This is a genomic window from Polynucleobacter sp. MG-28-Ekke-A2 (assembly GCF_035012985.1).
Classification (GTDB): domain Bacteria; phylum Pseudomonadota; class Gammaproteobacteria; order Burkholderiales; family Burkholderiaceae; genus Polynucleobacter.
Genome location: NZ_JAYGQU010000004.1, coordinates 1 through 15719 on the forward strand (window position 1 = coordinate 1; position 15719 = coordinate 15719).

16 protein-coding genes and 1 pseudogene are annotated in these 15719 nt (G+C 46.1%); 12 read left to right on the forward strand and 5 right to left on the reverse strand.

All coding sequences use genetic code 11. The annotated features are described in order from the left end of the window. A pseudogene (locus VC188_RS03875) lies at positions 1 to 1078 on the forward strand (IS3 family transposase); the annotation flags it as partial. Positions 1079 to 1146: 68 nt separating this feature from the next. On the opposite strand, the gene VC188_RS03880 reads toward VC188_RS03875, so the two are convergent. Next, a complete protein-coding gene (locus tag VC188_RS03880) occupies positions 1147 to 1494 on the reverse strand; it encodes an FKBP-type peptidyl-prolyl cis-trans isomerase (RefSeq protein ID WP_215321560.1) in 348 nt (115 codons plus the stop codon). Positions 1495 to 1581: 87 nt separating this feature from the next. Between VC188_RS03880 and VC188_RS03885 the strand changes: the two genes are divergently transcribed. Continuing rightward, a complete protein-coding gene (locus VC188_RS03885; RefSeq protein WP_323483105.1) occupies positions 1582 to 2598 on the forward strand; it encodes a DUF6352 family protein in 1017 nt (338 codons plus the stop codon). Here VC188_RS03885 and VC188_RS03890 read toward each other — a convergent pair. After that, complete coding sequence (locus VC188_RS03890) at positions 2595 to 3791, reverse strand: MFS transporter (protein ID WP_215321562.1); 1197 nt, start codon at positions 3789 to 3791, stop codon at positions 2595 to 2597. The genes VC188_RS03885 and VC188_RS03890 overlap by 4 nt on opposite strands. 236 nt (positions 3792 to 4027) lie before the next feature. On the opposite strand from VC188_RS03890, the gene VC188_RS03895 reads away from it, so the two are divergent. The 5 genes from VC188_RS03895 (at position 4028) to VC188_RS03915 (ending at position 9292) form a co-directional block, all read left to right on the forward strand. Further along, positions 4028 to 6262, forward strand: a complete 2235-nt coding sequence (locus VC188_RS03895) for an NADP-dependent isocitrate dehydrogenase (RefSeq protein ID WP_216157579.1) — start codon at positions 4028 to 4030, stop codon at positions 6260 to 6262. A 99-nt stretch (positions 6263 to 6361) separates the two neighbouring features. Then, positions 6362 to 6769 carry a BLUF domain-containing protein gene (locus tag VC188_RS03900; RefSeq protein WP_215321564.1) on the forward strand — a complete coding sequence of 136 codons (408 nt, stop codon included), beginning with the start codon at positions 6362 to 6364 and terminating at the stop codon, positions 6767 to 6769. A gap of 55 nt (positions 6770 to 6824) precedes the next feature. After that, on the forward strand, positions 6825 to 7787 hold the full coding sequence (gene msrP / locus VC188_RS03905; protein ID WP_216157573.1) for a protein-methionine-sulfoxide reductase catalytic subunit MsrP: 963 nt from the start codon (positions 6825 to 6827) through the stop codon (positions 7785 to 7787). Positions 7788 to 7789: 2 nt separating this feature from the next. After that, positions 7790 to 8350, forward strand: coding sequence for a lipocalin family protein (locus VC188_RS03910; protein WP_323483106.1), 561 nt, complete (start codon positions 7790 to 7792; stop codon positions 8348 to 8350). A gap of 18 nt (positions 8351 to 8368) precedes the next feature. Next, a complete protein-coding gene (locus tag VC188_RS03915) occupies positions 8369 to 9292 on the forward strand; it encodes an MBL fold metallo-hydrolase (RefSeq protein WP_323483107.1) in 924 nt (307 codons plus the stop codon). Positions 9293 to 9321: 29 nt separating this feature from the next. On the opposite strand, the gene VC188_RS03920 is transcribed toward VC188_RS03915, so the two are convergent. Beyond that, positions 9322 to 10119 carry a hypothetical protein gene (locus VC188_RS03920; protein ID WP_323483108.1) on the reverse strand — a complete coding sequence of 266 codons (798 nt, stop codon included), beginning with the start codon at positions 10117 to 10119 and terminating at the stop codon, positions 9322 to 9324. 56 nt (positions 10120 to 10175) lie between these two features. Between VC188_RS03920 and VC188_RS03925 the strand changes: the two genes are divergently transcribed. After that, positions 10176 to 10946 carry an SDR family oxidoreductase gene (locus VC188_RS03925; RefSeq protein ID WP_323483109.1) on the forward strand — a complete coding sequence of 257 codons (771 nt, stop codon included), beginning with the start codon at positions 10176 to 10178 and terminating at the stop codon, positions 10944 to 10946. Positions 10947 to 10949: 3 nt separating this feature from the next. On the opposite strand, the gene VC188_RS03930 is transcribed toward VC188_RS03925, so the two are convergent. Beyond that, on the reverse strand, positions 10950 to 11483 hold the full coding sequence (locus tag VC188_RS03930; protein WP_216157562.1) for a DUF2889 domain-containing protein: 534 nt from the start codon (positions 11481 to 11483) through the stop codon (positions 10950 to 10952). Between the two features lie 102 nt (positions 11484 to 11585). Here VC188_RS03930 and VC188_RS03935 point away from each other — a divergent pair, with 102 nt between their 5' ends. Then, positions 11586 to 12311 (forward strand): pseudouridine synthase, encoded by a 726-nt coding sequence (locus VC188_RS03935; RefSeq protein ID WP_216157559.1) that lies wholly within the window; start codon positions 11586 to 11588, stop codon positions 12309 to 12311. 10 nt (positions 12312 to 12321) lie between these two features. Further along, complete coding sequence (locus VC188_RS03940; RefSeq protein ID WP_323483110.1) at positions 12322 to 12612, forward strand: 4a-hydroxytetrahydrobiopterin dehydratase; 291 nt, start codon at positions 12322 to 12324, stop codon at positions 12610 to 12612. Here the strand turns inward: VC188_RS03940 and VC188_RS03945 are convergent, their stop codons facing one another. Next, complete coding sequence (locus tag VC188_RS03945) at positions 12613 to 12828, reverse strand: hypothetical protein (protein ID WP_068322043.1); 216 nt, start codon at positions 12826 to 12828, stop codon at positions 12613 to 12615. 142 nt (positions 12829 to 12970) lie between these two features. Between VC188_RS03945 and VC188_RS03950 the strand changes: the two genes are divergently transcribed. Both VC188_RS03950 and VC188_RS03955 read left to right on the forward strand, forming a co-directional pair. Further along, positions 12971 to 13468, forward strand: a complete 498-nt coding sequence (locus VC188_RS03950) for a (2Fe-2S)-binding protein (RefSeq protein WP_323483111.1) — start codon at positions 12971 to 12973, stop codon at positions 13466 to 13468. Positions 13469 to 13478: 10 nt separating this feature from the next. Next, positions 13479 to 15710: a xanthine dehydrogenase family protein molybdopterin-binding subunit gene (locus VC188_RS03955; protein ID WP_323483112.1), complete on the forward strand. Its 2232-nt coding sequence runs from the start codon at positions 13479 to 13481 to the stop codon at positions 15708 to 15710. Positions 15711 to 15719 lie beyond the last annotated feature (9 nt).

Genomic DNA, 15719 nt, shown 5'->3' on the forward strand with positions numbered 1-15719 from the left:
TTTTGCAATGGCAAAAACTCTACAATGAGGGCGGTATTACAGCCCTTGCCAATCGACAGAGAGGACAACCGCCTATGTCCCAATTTAATATCAAAGCATTACTCAAAAAGCCGATCTCGGAACTCACACCGGCAGAGTTGCGAAGACGTTTGGAGTATGCCGAAGCACAGGCTGCCTACCTAAAAAAGTTAGAAGCCTTAGCTCAGAGCAAAGCAACAAAAGAGAACAAGCCCAAGTAATTACTGAGCTAAGGCCGCATTACCGTTTACCAGACTTACTACTCATCGCCCAAATGCCTAAGAGCGTGTATTACTACTGGCGGGCAGCCAGTAGTAAAGCTGATCCTTATCAGGGGGCTAAAGAGCATATCACCCAGATCTTTAATGCCCATCGGGGTCGCTATGGCTATCGGCGGGTGCATTTAGAGCTGCGTAATCAACAGCTATACCTAAACCACAAGACCGTGCAAAAGCTGATGGGCCAACTAGGACTGAAGTCCCTTGTGAGGCCCAAGCGCTATCAGTCTTATAAGGGGTCTGTGGGTAAGGCAGCCCCTAACTTGTTAGAGCGCAACTTTATAGCTAAAGCACCCAATCAAAAGTGGGTGACTGATGTGACGGAGTTCAGTATCAAGGGCGAGCGAGTTTATCTCTCACCCATCCTGGATCTATATAACCAAGAGATCATCTCCTATGAGATTGCTGATCGACCACAGATTAGCTCAGTAATGCAGATGCTAAAGAGCGCCTTCAAACGACTCAAGAATGAAGACAGGCCAGTATTGCACTCAGACCAAGGCTGGCAATACCAAATGGGGCTTTATCAACAAGCCTTGCACAAGCAGGGCATTACTCAAAGCATGTCTAGAAAAGGTAACTGCTTAGACAACGCAGTGATGGAAAACTGGTTCGGGATTATGAAAACAGAGTTCTTCTATCGGAGAAGGTTTGAAAGTATCGAATCATTTAAAACAGAACTAAAGGAATACATCCACTACTACAACCATGATCGAATCAAGCAAAAGCTAAAGGGATTAAGTCCGGTGCAATACCGAACTCAATCCCTCGTGCTAACCTAACTAAACTGTCCAACTACTGGGGGTCAGTTCAGAGGGTGGCTTTTGTTTAGCTGCCGAATACGCGAGCCTTAGTTAACGCCGTGGAGCTCCACATCAAATACCAGGGTGGCATTTGGAGGAATAACGCCACCCGCGCCGCGAGGGCCATAGCCCATCTCGGAAGGAATGATGAGGGTACGTTTGCCACCAATTTTCATGCCAGCTACGCCTTGATCCCAGCCTTTGATCACATGACCAGCACCCAAAGGGAAGCTAAAGAGTTGGCCACGATCTAAGGAGCTATCAAACTTTTGACCTTTATGGTCAGTAGCCTTCTCGTCATAAAGCCAGCCGGTGTAATGTACATCCACATGATTACCTGCTGCAGCCTCTTTGCCTTCGCCCACAACAGTATCGATTTTTTTCAGTTCACTCATGATGTTTTCCTATTTCACACAAATTGATTGGCTAGTATATTCTGAGCTCTGTAAATTCCTTCGGTAATCATGCAATAGCGAAAACGTATGACAAATTATTGGCCAAATTCTGCATATAGCACCCTGACCATCAGTTCTGATGATCAGTTGTTGGTGACAGATGACTTTTTGCGTACTTATATGGAGAGGCCGGAGCTCAAGCTAGTTCCCGAATCTTGCGCTATCGAACGTTCGCTCCATCAACGTTTAACTGACAACCCTCGTACAGATGTTACTGATGATGAAATCTCGGCGATGGCTGATGAGGATATTCAGGAGAACTATCGTGTTTGGCTGCGTTATCGGAAGCGTTTATTAGGGGCAAGCTCCCTAGAGAACTTTTATATGAGTTTGTTTAAGGGTGAGGGAGTAGACGTACCGCCTTTATTTATTGCTCAACTCGCCCAAATTTTTATTAGACATATCCTGGGTAACGATGCACATCCACTGGAAGCCCGTATGGGCGAGCTCTTTTTCAGAACTCAGAAGATTACTGTTATCGAGGATGGCATTGTGATGGGCGCAGACGATGAGGTAGTTGCGCGCAATGCTCAGGCTAGTGATACGGGCAACATCATGGATTTGCTTAAAGGCAAGTCAATGACGATGCGTTCAGCCGATCTGGATGTGCTACATGAAGACAATGCTGATACCTATTGGACTAGAAACGAAGATTTTGATTTAGCGGTTCAGCTCAATTTTGAGCATGAGCCTATTAACTATTTTTGTCGCGTCTTAGAAAAATGGATAAAGCATTTTCTGGGGGTTAGCGTACGCATTACTCCCATGCAGCAAATCACGGATCCTAAGTGGTCATGGCATGTTGGTCTAGATGCAGCCGCTACTGAAATACTTAATAAGCTTTACAACAAAGAGTTGGTAGAAGCAGATGAGTTACAAAAGGTGATTTGTTTATTTCGTCTAGACTTTATCGATGAAGCTGCCGTAGCTAAGGCACAGGCTGGTAAGCCGGTATATATGGCTATTGCCATGAACAACCAGCAGCAGCTGAAGTTAAAGCCTCAAAATCTATTGTTTAACTTGCCGCTAGCTAAAGCCTCTTAGGCCGTGACTCGCGATTTTCTCCGTTGCTGAGCAAGCCAGAAAATCGCCAGACCGCTCACTACAACAGGGATGAGTGATCCCCAATTGAGGATGCTCCAACCATGTGAAGTGACAAGGGCGCCTGATCCAAAAGAAGTGAAGGCCATAGTTCCAAAGACGAAGAAATTAATGGCAGCCTGTGCTTTGTCGCGCTCATTGGGTCGATAGGCAGTCATTGCTAAAGAGGTGGCGCCAGTAAATAAAAAGTTCCAGCCAACACCGAGTAAAAATAAAGCGATAAAGAATTGATGGAGATCGGTTCCGGTAAGGGCGATTGCAATGCAGATGAAGTTCAGAAGCACCCCAGTCCCCATGATCTTTAATACCCCAAATCGTTGGATAAGTGATCCTGTAAAAAATCCAGGGGCAAACATGCCAATCACATGCCACTCCAGAACTAAAGCGGTGTCCGAGAATGGTAATCCACAGATTTGCATTGCTAAAGGTGTGGCGGCCATGAGTAGATTCATGACCCCATACCCCAATGCTGCACCAATGATGGCAACCATAAAGACGGGCTGCTGGAGAATGACTTTCAGTGGGCGTCCATCAGTGAGGGCATGCTGGGTCTTTAGCTCTTGTGGAAAACGAATGAACTGCATCACGAAGATGCCAATGAACCCGGCAATGGATAGAGTGAGATAGGCTCCCAGAAAGGCGGTATCAAAAAGATCTCGCGTCCAGGAGGCTAGATTGGGTCCAATAACTGCGCCAAGGATGCCACCAGCTAATACCCAAGAAATCGCCTTATCGCGTTGACTGTGGTCTGTCAGTTCTGCTGCAGCAAAGCGATAGAGCTGCCCATTAGCGCTGTAATAGCCTGCAATAAAGGTCCCCAAGACCAACAGCCAAAAGTTTCTCGTGATGGCGGCGTAGGCGCATAGCAGTGCTGAGAGCATTGCTACTAGCAAGCCTAATTGGAACGAAACTCTGCGCCCAAAGTAGTTTTGAGATTTAGCCACAATGGAGGTTGAAAAGGCGCCCCCGACAACATAGCCCATGACGGGTAGGGTAGCCATCCAGCTGGCTGGCGCAAGGCTGAGCCCAACAAGCCCATTGATGGCGATAAAAGTGACGTTATTGGTGAGGAATAGCCCCTGACAAATGATCAGCAGCACCAGATTTTTGTTTAGTAAAGGATGTTTGCTGGTCATGGCATGCAGTGTACAGTGAATTTGAAGCTTCGGTTGTCTCGGTGGATTCCCTTAAATTGCCCTTTATCAGACACTTTAAGGTGCAAAACCAGCATTTTTGCCAAGCCTGATGATTTAAAATAGAGATCTCGCCTCATTGGCAAAAGGTGCGCTAAAAGCGACTTGCAAAATGTGGATTTGAGGGCGACAGGGTAAAAACCTGACTCTGTAATTTTTTCAATATTGAGGAAACATTCATGGCTTCAGAGCAATCAAAGATTATTTATACGCTGACAGATGAGGCGCCACTTTTGGCTACTCGCGCATTTCTGCCAATTATTCGTACTTTTGCAGCTCCCGCTGGTGTGGAGATTGTGACGAGTGATATTTCAGTTGCCGCCCGTATCTTGGCTGAGTTTCCTGAGTGCTTGACCCCTGAACAGCAAGTTCCTAATAACTTGGCTGAGCTAGGTAAAATGACTTTATTGCCTGATACCAACATTATTAAGCTGCCAAATATTAGTGCTTCCGTACCTCAGTTACTTGCAGCCATTAAAGAGTTGCAATCTAAAGGCTACAAGATTCCTGATTTCCCTGAAGATCCAAAAACGGATGAAGAAAAATCCATTCGCACTCGCTATTCCAAATGTTTGGGTAGCTCAGTAAACCCTGTATTGCGCGAAGGTAACTCTGACCGCCGTGCACCTCCTGCTGTGAAACGTTACGCTCGTAAAAATCCACACTCGATGGGGGAGTGGAGTCAGGCGTCACGTACTCACGTTTCTCATATGCATGGCGGCGATTTTTATGCTGGTGAGAAGTCCATGACCTTGACTAAGGCTTGTGATGTGAAGATGGACTTGGTGACAAAGAGCGGCAAGACTATTGTCCTTAAACCAAAGGTCTCTTTATTAGCTGGCGAAATTATCGACAGCATGTACATGAGCAAAAAAGCGTTATGTGAGTTCTACGAGAAAGAAATCGAAGACGCTTATAAGACCGGCATGATGCTGTCCTTGCACGTCAAGGCAACCATGATGAAGGTTTCTCACCCAATCGTGTTTGGTCACGCGGTAAAGATTTTCTACAAAGATGCTTTTGAAAAGCATGCCAAGCTGTTTGAAGAATTGGGCGTAAATGCTAATAACGGCATGAGCAGCCTGTATGAAAAGATCAAGACTTTGCCAGAATCTAAGCGCGAAGAAATCATTCAAGATTTGCATGCCTGCCACGAGCATCGTCCAGCATTGGCGATGGTGGACTCTGCTAAAGGTATTACTAATCTTCATTCCCCAAGTGATGTGATCGTAGATGCTTCTATGCCTGCAATGATTCGTGCTGGTGGAAAAATGTGGGGTGCTGATGGTCGTTTGCATGATACGAAGGCAGTCATTCCAGAAAGTACCTTTGCCCGTATCTATCAAGAAATGATTAATTTCTGTAAGACGCACGGTAACTTTGATCCAACGACTATGGGTACAGTGCCTAACGTCGGCTTGATGGCTCAACAGGCTGAAGAGTACGGTTCACACGACAAGACTTTTGAAATTCCTGAAGCTGGTGTGGCACGCATCGTTGCCGATGATGGCACCGTATTGCTTGAACAACATGTGGAAGAGGGCGATATCTGGCGTATGTGTCAGGTTAAAGATGCGCCAATTCGTGATTGGGTCAAGTTGGCCGTAAATCGCGCGCGTCTTTCTAATACTCCAGCAGTATTCTGGCTCGATGAATACCGCCCACATGAAGCTGAATTGATCAAGAAGGTCAATACCTACCTCAAGGATTACGATCTGACTGGTGTAGATATTCAAATCATGTCCCAGACTCGTGCAATGCGTTATACCTTAGAGCGAGTGATTCGTGGCAAGGACACGATTTCTGTGACTGGTAATATTTTGCGTGACTATCTCACCGACTTATTCCCAATTATGGAATTAGGTACTAGTGCAAAGATGTTGTCCATCGTGCCTTTAATGGCTGGCGGCGGCTTGTTTGAAACTGGCGCTGGTGGATCAGCTCCTAAGCACGTTCAACAGTTGGTAGAAGAAAATCATTTGCGTTGGGATTCACTTGGCGAGTTCATGGCTTTAGCTGTATCTCTTGAGGATATTGGTGATAAGACAGGTAACAACAAGGTAAAAATCTTAGCCCGCACTTTGGATGAAGCGACTGGTAAGTTATTGGATAACAATAAGTCACCTTCACCACGAACTGGTGAGTTAGATAACCGCGGTAGCCAGTTCTACCTTGCTATGTACTGGGCTGAAGCATTGGCTGCTCAAACAGAAGATAAAGAATTGCAAGCGCACTTCGCTCCTTTGGCAAAATCTTTGATTGAGAATGAGCAAAAGATTGCGGATGAACTCAAAGCGGTTCAAGGTAAGCCAGCAGATATTGGCGGTTACTTTATGCCCGATTCTGAGAAGTTTGAAGCGGTAATGCGTCCTAGTGCTACTTTGAATGCAGCCTTAAAGGCAGCAAACGCATAATAGGTATAAGCGATAAGTATTTAAATTTTAAAATAGCTTTAGTATTTAAAGGCAAACCTTCGGGTTTGCCTTTTTTATTTATAAATCTTATTTTGAGATATGCCAAAACCAAAAGACCTGGTTGAATTGAGTTATCTGAGTGAAGCGGTCTCGGATATGTCTTTTCTTGGCTTAATGCGCTTGCTAGAATCGGCGCGCGCGTTTAATCAAAAAAATGGTGTTACCGGCATTCTTTTGTATGACAACCAGCAGTTTGGTCAAATCATAGAAGGTGAGCACGCTAATGTCATGAAGGCCTGGAAACGCATTCAGGAAGATAAGCGCCATCATCGTGTTGAGCTGTTAGAAATTCGTGAAATTACTGAACGTAACTTTCCAGATTGGTTGCTGCGCTTTTACGGCGGAGAGACCCTCACTCGAGACTATCCGGCTCTCACTGATATGGTTGGGGGTATGGATAAGCATAGCCTGGCTTTGATGAACAAAATGCGCGCGAGCCTATCTTAAGCAAGAAATTCCCATCGGTAGCAAAATAGGTTTATTACATTCATGGGAGTGCAACATGCGTTTTACTGATAAGACCATTCTTGCGGGTGATATCACTCCAAAAACCGTATTTGAAAACCGCCGTAATATTATTAAGACTGCTGCTGCAGGGGGTTTCGGAATGGCGCTGGCGCCCTGGTTCTCTAGGGAAGCGCTTGCTGTCAGTCCGGAAAAGTTGGCAGCTACCCTTAATCCCGCCTATGCGAATAAGGATGATTTGACTGCCCTGAAGTACGTCACCAGCTACAACAACTTTTATGAGTTTGGTACTGATAAGGCTGATCCAGCGGCATATGCAGATTCTTTGCAGACAAGACCATGGACTATCTCGATCGAGGGATTGGTCAAAAAGCCAATGACACTTGATATTGATGCCTTTCTCAAGCTGGCTCCAATGGAAGAGCGAATTTATCGGATGCGCTGTGTTGAGGGTTGGTCTATGGTCATCCCTTGGGATGGTTACTCACTTTCTAAGCTCATTAATAAAGTCGAGCCACTGGGATCTGCAAAGTATGTGGAATTTATTTCCTTAGCTGATCGCAAGCAAATGCCGGGCGTGAAGAGCAATATTATTGATTGGCCCTATCGTGAAGGCTTGCGCATGGACGAGGCCATGAATCCATTAACGCTACTGACTTTTGGTCTATATGGCGAAGTCTTGCCAAAACAAAATGGTGCGCCAGTCCGCATAGTGGTGCCCTGGAAATACGGCTTTAAGAGCGCTAAGTCGATTGTCAAGATCCGTTTTACAGAAGAGATGCCTAAGACTAGCTGGAATCAGTTCGATGCACGTGAGTATGGCTTCTATTCCAATGTCAATCCTCAGGTAGATCACCCGCGTTGGAGTCAAGCGGTTGAGCGTCGCATTGGCGACCCTAAGGGCATGTTTGCGCCAAAAGTTAAAACCCAGATGTTTAATGGCTATGGCGACCAAGTAGCTAGCATGTATACGGGCATGGATCTGAAGAAGTACTATTAGTAATGAGCAAAATTTACTCATTACTTTTTAGTGCCTGCATTTTGTTGTTTCACTTTTCTGCTTACGGGCAGGGAAGTGATACACCGGTAAAGACGATTCCCTCTCTAGATGTGCAGCGTTATTTAGGTACTTGGTATGAGATTGCCAAATACCCCAATTGGTTTCAGAGGAAGTGCGTCAGTAATACTAGGGCGGTCTATTCAGCTAGGGCTGATAGCACGCTAAAAGTGCTTAATAGCTGCAAAACGGCTGAAGGCGATTTATCAGAGGCCGAGGGTACGGCAAGGCAGATTGGGGTAAAAGACTCTCCCAGGCTGGAGGTGCGATTTGCACCTGAGTGGCTGGCCTTTATCCCTTTGGTATGGGGCGATTATTGGGTGATTGACCTAGATCCTCAGTATCAAGTGGCTGTCGTGAGTGATCCTCGCCGTGAATATCTTTGGATTCTGTCCAGAACGCCACAGTTAGACAAAAAAGTCTATGAAGACGCCTTGGTGCGCATACAAGCGCAGCAGTTTGATGTGCGGAAGCTAGAGTTAACTCCACAAGCAACTACCAAGTAAACACAAAGCTCCTAAGTTATGACTGCGCATTTTCTGCCCCCAGGAATTGAAGTCTTTGAAAGAGGCTGGCTCTCAGCCAATAATATTTTTCACTTTGGTGAAAATGATGCTTCCTTAGTGGATTCTGGATATTGTGCTCACCAAGATCTGACTATCGGTTTAGTTCGGAATGCTATGCAAAAGCATCGCCTACTGAAATTAAATAAGATGGTGAATACCCATCTACATTCAGATCACTGTGGCGGCAATGCTGCCTTAGTAGAGTCTTTTCATTGCGAGGTATACATTCCAGCTGCTGAAGCGATAGCAGTTAAAAACTGGGATAGCACTCTATTAAGCTACGACAACTTGGGGCAGGAGTGCCCACAGTTTCCGTATCAGGGTGTATTAGTTCCAGGCGAGGAAATATTGCTAGGAAGATATTTTTGGAAGATATTGGCGGCACCAGGGCATGATCCACACTCTGTCATGCTATATCAGGCGGATCATCGCATCTTGATTTCAGCAGACGCCCTATGGGAAGAGGGCTTTGGGGTTATTTTCCCAGAGCTCTGGGGGGAGGCGGGTTTTGAGGAGGTAGCACAAACCTTGGATCTAATAGAGGCCTTGCCAGTCAATCTGGTGATTCCTGGGCATGGCGCACCTTTTGTAGATGTTTCTAAATCTCTTGCCTCAGCAAGATCAAGATTGGATTACTTGGCCTCCGATCCAGATCGAAATGCACGCCACGGCGCTAAAGTATTGCTGAAATATCGTCTCTTGGAATGGCGCAGTCGTGATCTTGCGCAAGTGAATGAATGGATTGTGAAAACGCCGGCATTAATGAGCGCAGCAAAACTGCTCAATATGAACATAGATGAATTTACGCAGTGGTTACCTAAGGCCTTGGTCAAATCCGGCGCAGCAAAAATAGAGAATAAGACCTTAGTTGACCTTGGTTGATCTTAACCAATCTTTTTTCATCATCTGCTTTAAAAGCTAAGTGAAATTTTGCCGTACACAGTCCAGTTGTAGAGTTGGTACGTTTGCACTACTTGCTTAGCTCCACCAATAGCGATTAGAAGGTTTTTATTAATGCGTTGAGTTACCATAGCGTCGATTGGCACAAACCAGCCACCACCTGCTGAGTTATATACAGCCCCATTTTCATCCCAGAAGCGAAGCTGTGTATTGGGACTCAGGTTTAGACCTACCGTTGGATAAAGCTCAAGATGATTATCAACTGGAGGCAAGCTAGCGCTGGAGGGCGCCTTGCGATTGAAGCCCATCATGTATCTCGCGAGAGGCGAAATATCCGAAAGAATATTTTGACCACCACCTGCGGGTTTAAAGGAGGCGCTTACCTGAGGCCCTGCTAGCCATTGACCCGTGTTGCCGAGCGGGGCCAATATCCTGGCTCCAACATTTGCCAACCAATCAGCTTGACCGCCCCAAATGGTGAGCATTGCATTGTTGGGTGAGTAAGTACCGGTGGATTGTGCAGCAAGCGTTGGTCCATAGACGGCGGTATAAGCGGTATCCAACCTCATCGTGCCATGCCAGCTACCAAGATTTAAGGGGTTGTAATAGCGTAATTTAAGCGTATCAGCATAATTTCCAGATCCCTGGGCAGCATGGTAGTCCCAGAACTCCAGTATGTGATCTTGAGATCTTTCTTGGGATGCATTAACAAGCCCTAAAATGGGCGTGGAAGAGGGTTGCTCCGTGGCGCACACTATAACGGCAGGAATGCATAGCAAGGAGAAGGTGAGCGCACGCAGAAATACCATATAGGCATTAATATTAAATTACAAAACACTATTTACTAAAGATTTGAAGAGGAAGTATGGAACATACCGTATTAGTTACTGGCGCAACCGCTGGATTTGGAGAGGCAACTGCCCGACGTTTTTTAGCCCATGGTAATAAAGTTGTGGCTGTCGGCAGAAGGGCGGATCGTTTAGAAGCTCTAAAGAACTCCTTGCCTGCTGAGCAGCAGAAAAAACTTCACACCTTGGTACTGGATGTTTGTGACAGCACTCATGTAGACACTCTGGCCAGTACTTTGCCGGCAGAGTTTTCTAAAGTGACTGTTTTAGTTAACAACGCCGGTCTTGCTTTAGGTCTTGAGCCAGCTTACCAAGCAAAGATTTCCGATTGGGATCAAATGATTGATACCAATATTAAAGGTTTAGTTCACATGACTAGGGCCTTTTTACCTGGAATGGTTGAGCGTAAATGCGGTCACGTTATTAATATAGGATCGGTAGCAGGTCTGTATCCCTACCCCGGCAGTAATGTATATGGTTCTACGAAAGCATTTGTTAAGCAATTTAGTTTAAATTTGCGCGCTGACTTATTGGGAACGCCCTTGCGCGTCACCTGTGTTGAACCAGGCTTAAGTTCGGGTACCGAGTATTCGAATGTTCGCTTTAAGGGTGATGATGAAAAAGCAGATAAAGTCTATGAAGGTGTTCACGCCTTAAGTGCGGATGATATTGCGGAAGCAATTTATTGGACTGCTACTTTACCTGCGCATATGAATATCAATGCCCTTGAAGTGATGCCGGTTCAGCAATCATTTGCTGGCACAACCTTGCATCGAGGCGCCCTATAAGGTCTACGGCTTCCAGTGATAAAACTTGGGGTACACGCGCATGACTACGGGGCCATCAAAGTCCCATGACTTGCAGGTGCCCAAGTAAAGCGGTGGCTTATCGCCATTCGGATCAAAGAATGCCCCTGGAATGGATTGATAAGCTGCGGTAGCAAGGTTGAAGAGAAGTTCGCGCAAATGCGTGCAGCCTTTAATTCCACCAAGGTGGTTATCAATCGTTTTTCGCCAGCCCTTACCTAGCCGCTCTCCAATGAGGGAATCCATCGGCGGAATAGCTGCTGTGCATTCTGCATGGGGTTGCCCATCCATGACTGCTTCAATCCCTTTGATGACAAACTCTTTATCAAGCGTGACTCGTACCCACATATCATGAAAGGCTTCGCCCGGCTGCCAGGTTTTTGCACTTGTTTGAAAAGGGTTTGTCTTGAAATCTTTGAGATGACCCTCGATATCCCATAAACCATCTTCCCTTGCATAACCCTGAAAAGTAATTTCTCGGGTATGTAATAGGGAGCGTGGTTTTGGGGTGGATAGCATGGTGATGGGATTATTTAATTGAGGGTTATCTAATGATAATGAATTGCAGCATATGAATACTCAACTCAATGGGGGCCTGCTCTGTAGTATGCTCTGCAGCATATGGCAAAACCTATTTCCCTAGAAAAAATTCTTTTTAGCCAAGGCTTTGGCACCCGTCGCTATTGCAGTGATTTGGTATATGCCGACCTAGTTAAAGTGAACGGCGCGTTGGCTGATGACCCGGAAGAAAGAATTGCCACCGACAATCTGATGCTGAACGTAGAGGGTAAAGACTGGGAGTATCACGAGAAAGCTTATCTTGCTTTTAATAAGCCAGCGAATTACGAGTGCTCGCATAAAACGACACACCATCCCAGTGTTTATAGCTTGCTACCAAGTCCTTTTGTTGAGCGAGGACTCCAATGCGTTGGGCGCCTGGATTATGACACCACCGGATTGCTCTTGATCTCGGATGATGGTCAGTTTATTCATAAGATGACGACCCCAAAGAAAAATATTGGTAAGGTCTATGAAATCACAACACCAGAGCCGATTACGCAAAAACAAATTGATCATTTGATGAGTGGCGTTGTGCTTGATGATGACCCAAAACCTTGCTATGCCACAGCATGCAAGCAAGTATCTGAACATGTCCTAGCAATGACGATAGTTGAAGGGCGCTATCACCAGGTAAAGCGTATGATGGCAGCTGTTGGAAATCATGTCGCCAAACTGCACCGTACTGAAATTGGGGCATACCGAATGCCTACAGATTTGGCAGAAGGTGAATGGCGCTGGCTCTATCCAGAAGACTTAAAGCAGCTCTCGCAAAGTGTTGCTGTTTAAAGGAGATTCTGTGTTGATTGATGGCATCGATTTGAAAAAAGAAATTCCGTTGTGGTCTTTGCAGGCCTGTGGCAAAAAGATATCGAGGGAGTTTACTTTTGTAGACTTCAAAAAAGCTTTTGAATTTATGACGCTCTGTGCGCAGTATGCGGAAGAAATTGACCATCATCCAGATTGGTCAAATACTTGGAATAAAGTGACTGTGGAATTGAGTACGCACTCAGTCGGCGCTTTAACTAAACTAGATATTCAGTTGGCAAAGGCAATGGATGCCTTTGCTTCCCAAGTAAATCAACACTAATTAGTGTTCGTCGCCTTCGTGCTCTTCCTCATTCATGCTCATGAGGATGGTAGCTAGCAAGCCATAGACTACTTCGGTGGAGATCATGCCATCTTCATCTAGTTCATCAATTAAGTCGTTCAGACGGTCTTCGGTTGGCTCGTTGAGCAAGGTCATTGCACACTCGCACCCATAGTCAAAATCTTCGTCATTCTGGGTTTGGTTCTCTTCAGTCATATTTATCCTTGATTGAGCTTTCAGGATAGCAAATTACAGCCTAATTCGATAGGGTTTTGCCCTAGACCGAGACATTTATGTGCGAGCGCAAAAAGTTCAGAATGATTTATAGTCTTTTGAAAACAAAACCATAGGAGACAACATGCAATTAGACATTAATGGTCAGGTGCAGAGTATTGATGTAGAGCCAAATATGCCCTTATTGTGGGCTATTCGGGAAGTGGTAGGACTCACTGGTACGAAGTATGGCTGTGGAGTTGCGCAATGCGGAGCCTGTACCGTCTACCTCAATGGTGAGCCAGTACGTTCTTGTTCAATTCCAGTATCTGCCGTTGGTAAAGCCAAAATTACTACCATTGAAGCACTCTCTAAAAACAATACGCATCCAGTACAGCAAGCATGGGTTGCACTCGATGTGCCTCAGTGCGGTTATTGCCAATCAGGCCAAATCATGGCAGCAGCCGCTCTTTTAAAGAGGAATTCAAAGCCTACGGATACAGACATCGATAATGCAATGGGTAATTTATGTCGTTGTGGAACGTACCAAAAAATTCGGGATGGAATTTATGTTGCCTCCGGTCAAAAGAAGTTGGCGGATGTTTTAGCGCAGTACAACGCCACTCCTGCGACACGTGGTTAAGGAGAAGAACATGACAACACAAAAACAAACTCCTGATTTAGAAAATTCTTCTCGTCGTGATTTCATCATCAAGGGCACTATGCTGGGTGGTGGGCTTATGCTGGGGATAGGCGCTTTACCCGATGCCGCATTCGCTCAGGCTAGCGCGAAATATGACCCGAATACGCCAACTCAAGCAGGTGATGCTGAAGTCAATGCTTGGGTCAGCATTAAGCCAGACGATACTGTCTACATCAGAATTGCTCGATCAGAGATGGGGCAGGGCACTCGTACGGGGCTGGCTCAATTGGTTACTGAGGAGCTCGAGTGCAATTGGAAAAAGGTTAAAACTCAGTCAGCTACGCCAGGACAAAGTTTGGCGCGCAAGCGCGTGTGGGGTGAGCACGGTACTGGTGGTAGCCGTGGCATTCGAATCTCTGAAGATTATGTGCGCCGTGGCGCAGCAGCAGCTCGCATCATGTTGATGCAGGCAGCTGCCAATCAATGGAATGTGCCCGTTGCAGAGTTGACTGTAGATAAGGGTGTGATCACACATAAAGCAACAGGTCGAAAAACGACCTACGGCAAAGTAGCCGAGCTGGCATCTACCTTAACTCCGCCTGATCCCAAGTCGATCACCTTGAGGGACCCTAGGGATTGGAAGGTTGCTGGGCAACCTTATGCGCGTTTAGATACTGCCAATAAGGTTAATGGATCAAAAGTATATGGTGTTGATTTACAGCTTCCAGGCATGCTCTGCGCTTCTGTAAAAGCTTGCCCTGTCTTTGGCGGCAAATTAGTGAGTTATGACGAAGCCAAAATTAAAGAAATGCGCGGTGTGAAGGGTGTAGTCAAGATTGATGACAGTACTGTAGCGGTGGTAGCTGATACCTGGTGGCATGCGAATACAGCACTCAATGCAATGCCCATTGTTTGGGACGAGGGTAAGGCTGCCAACGTCTCACAAGATGGCATTAATAAGATGTTGCGCGATGGTTTGGATGAAGAGGGTGACTTTTGGCAGCGTAAGGAAGGTGACGCACCTGCCGCCATCAATAGCGCTGCTAAGAAAGTAGAAGCCATCTATTACACGCCTTATCGTGCACACGTCACGATGGAGCCTATGAATGCCACCGTCAAAATCACGGGTGACCGTGCAGAAGCATGGGTACCAACTCAAAATGGCGAAGGTTCGCATGCAGCTTTATCTGAAGCTACTGGATTACCACTCGCGAATTGCGAAGTATATAAATTGGATTCTGGTTGTGGCTTGGGTCGTCGTGGATCTACACAAGACTTCACAACCTTTGCCGCCAAAGTGGCGCAAAAGTTTCCAGGGGTGCCGGTCAAAGTAATTTGGAGTCGAGAAGAGGATATGACTCATGATTACTACCATCCGATAGCGATGGCAAAAATGACTGCTGGGCTAGATAGTTTTGGCAATTTGACAGGCATGCATATTAAAGTTGCCGGTCAATCGATTAATGCCACATTGGCGCCACAGGCCATCAAAAATGGAAAAGATGAGCGTCAGCTCCAGGGCTTCTATGAGAAGGGTCCTGATGCGCAGCTTGGCTATACTTTCCCGACACTCTTAACAGAGTATGTAATGAAGAATACCCATGTGCCAGTTGGCCCATGGCGTGGCGTAAACACCAACCAAAACGGCATCTTCATGGAATGTTTTATGGATGAGTGCGCTAAGGCGGCAGGTAAGGATCCTGTGAAATTTAGGCAGGCGCTTATGCAAAGTCATCCAAAGCATTTGGGAGTGCTCAATGCTGCTGCGAAGAAGGCGGATTGGGATAAGCCTTTACCAGCAGGAACCTATCGTGGCGTTGCTCAGTTTATGGGCTATGCCAGCTACTCTGCTTGTGTTGCTGAAGTGACTGTACAGAATAATGTAGTGAAGGTTACGCGCTTGGTATTTGCTTTAAATTCTGGGCATGTCGTTAACCCCTACTTAACTCGAGAGCAAATTGAAGGTTCTGTGGCGATGGCATTGGGCGCAATCTTCTTACCAGAGATCTCGGTAGAAAAAGGCCGCATCAAACAGCAGAATCTGGATACCTACCCAATATTGAAGTTATCGGCCACACCAAGAGTTGAAACAGTTTTAGTGCCGAGTTTTGATTTTTGGGGTGGAGTGGGTGAGCCAACGATCTGCGTAGTTGGCCCCGCCGTTGCGAATGCCATTTCTGCTGCGATTGGTAGACCAGTTCGAAACTTCCCGCTGAGCAAGGAAGGTCTGAGTTTGGCTTAGTTTTAGCTT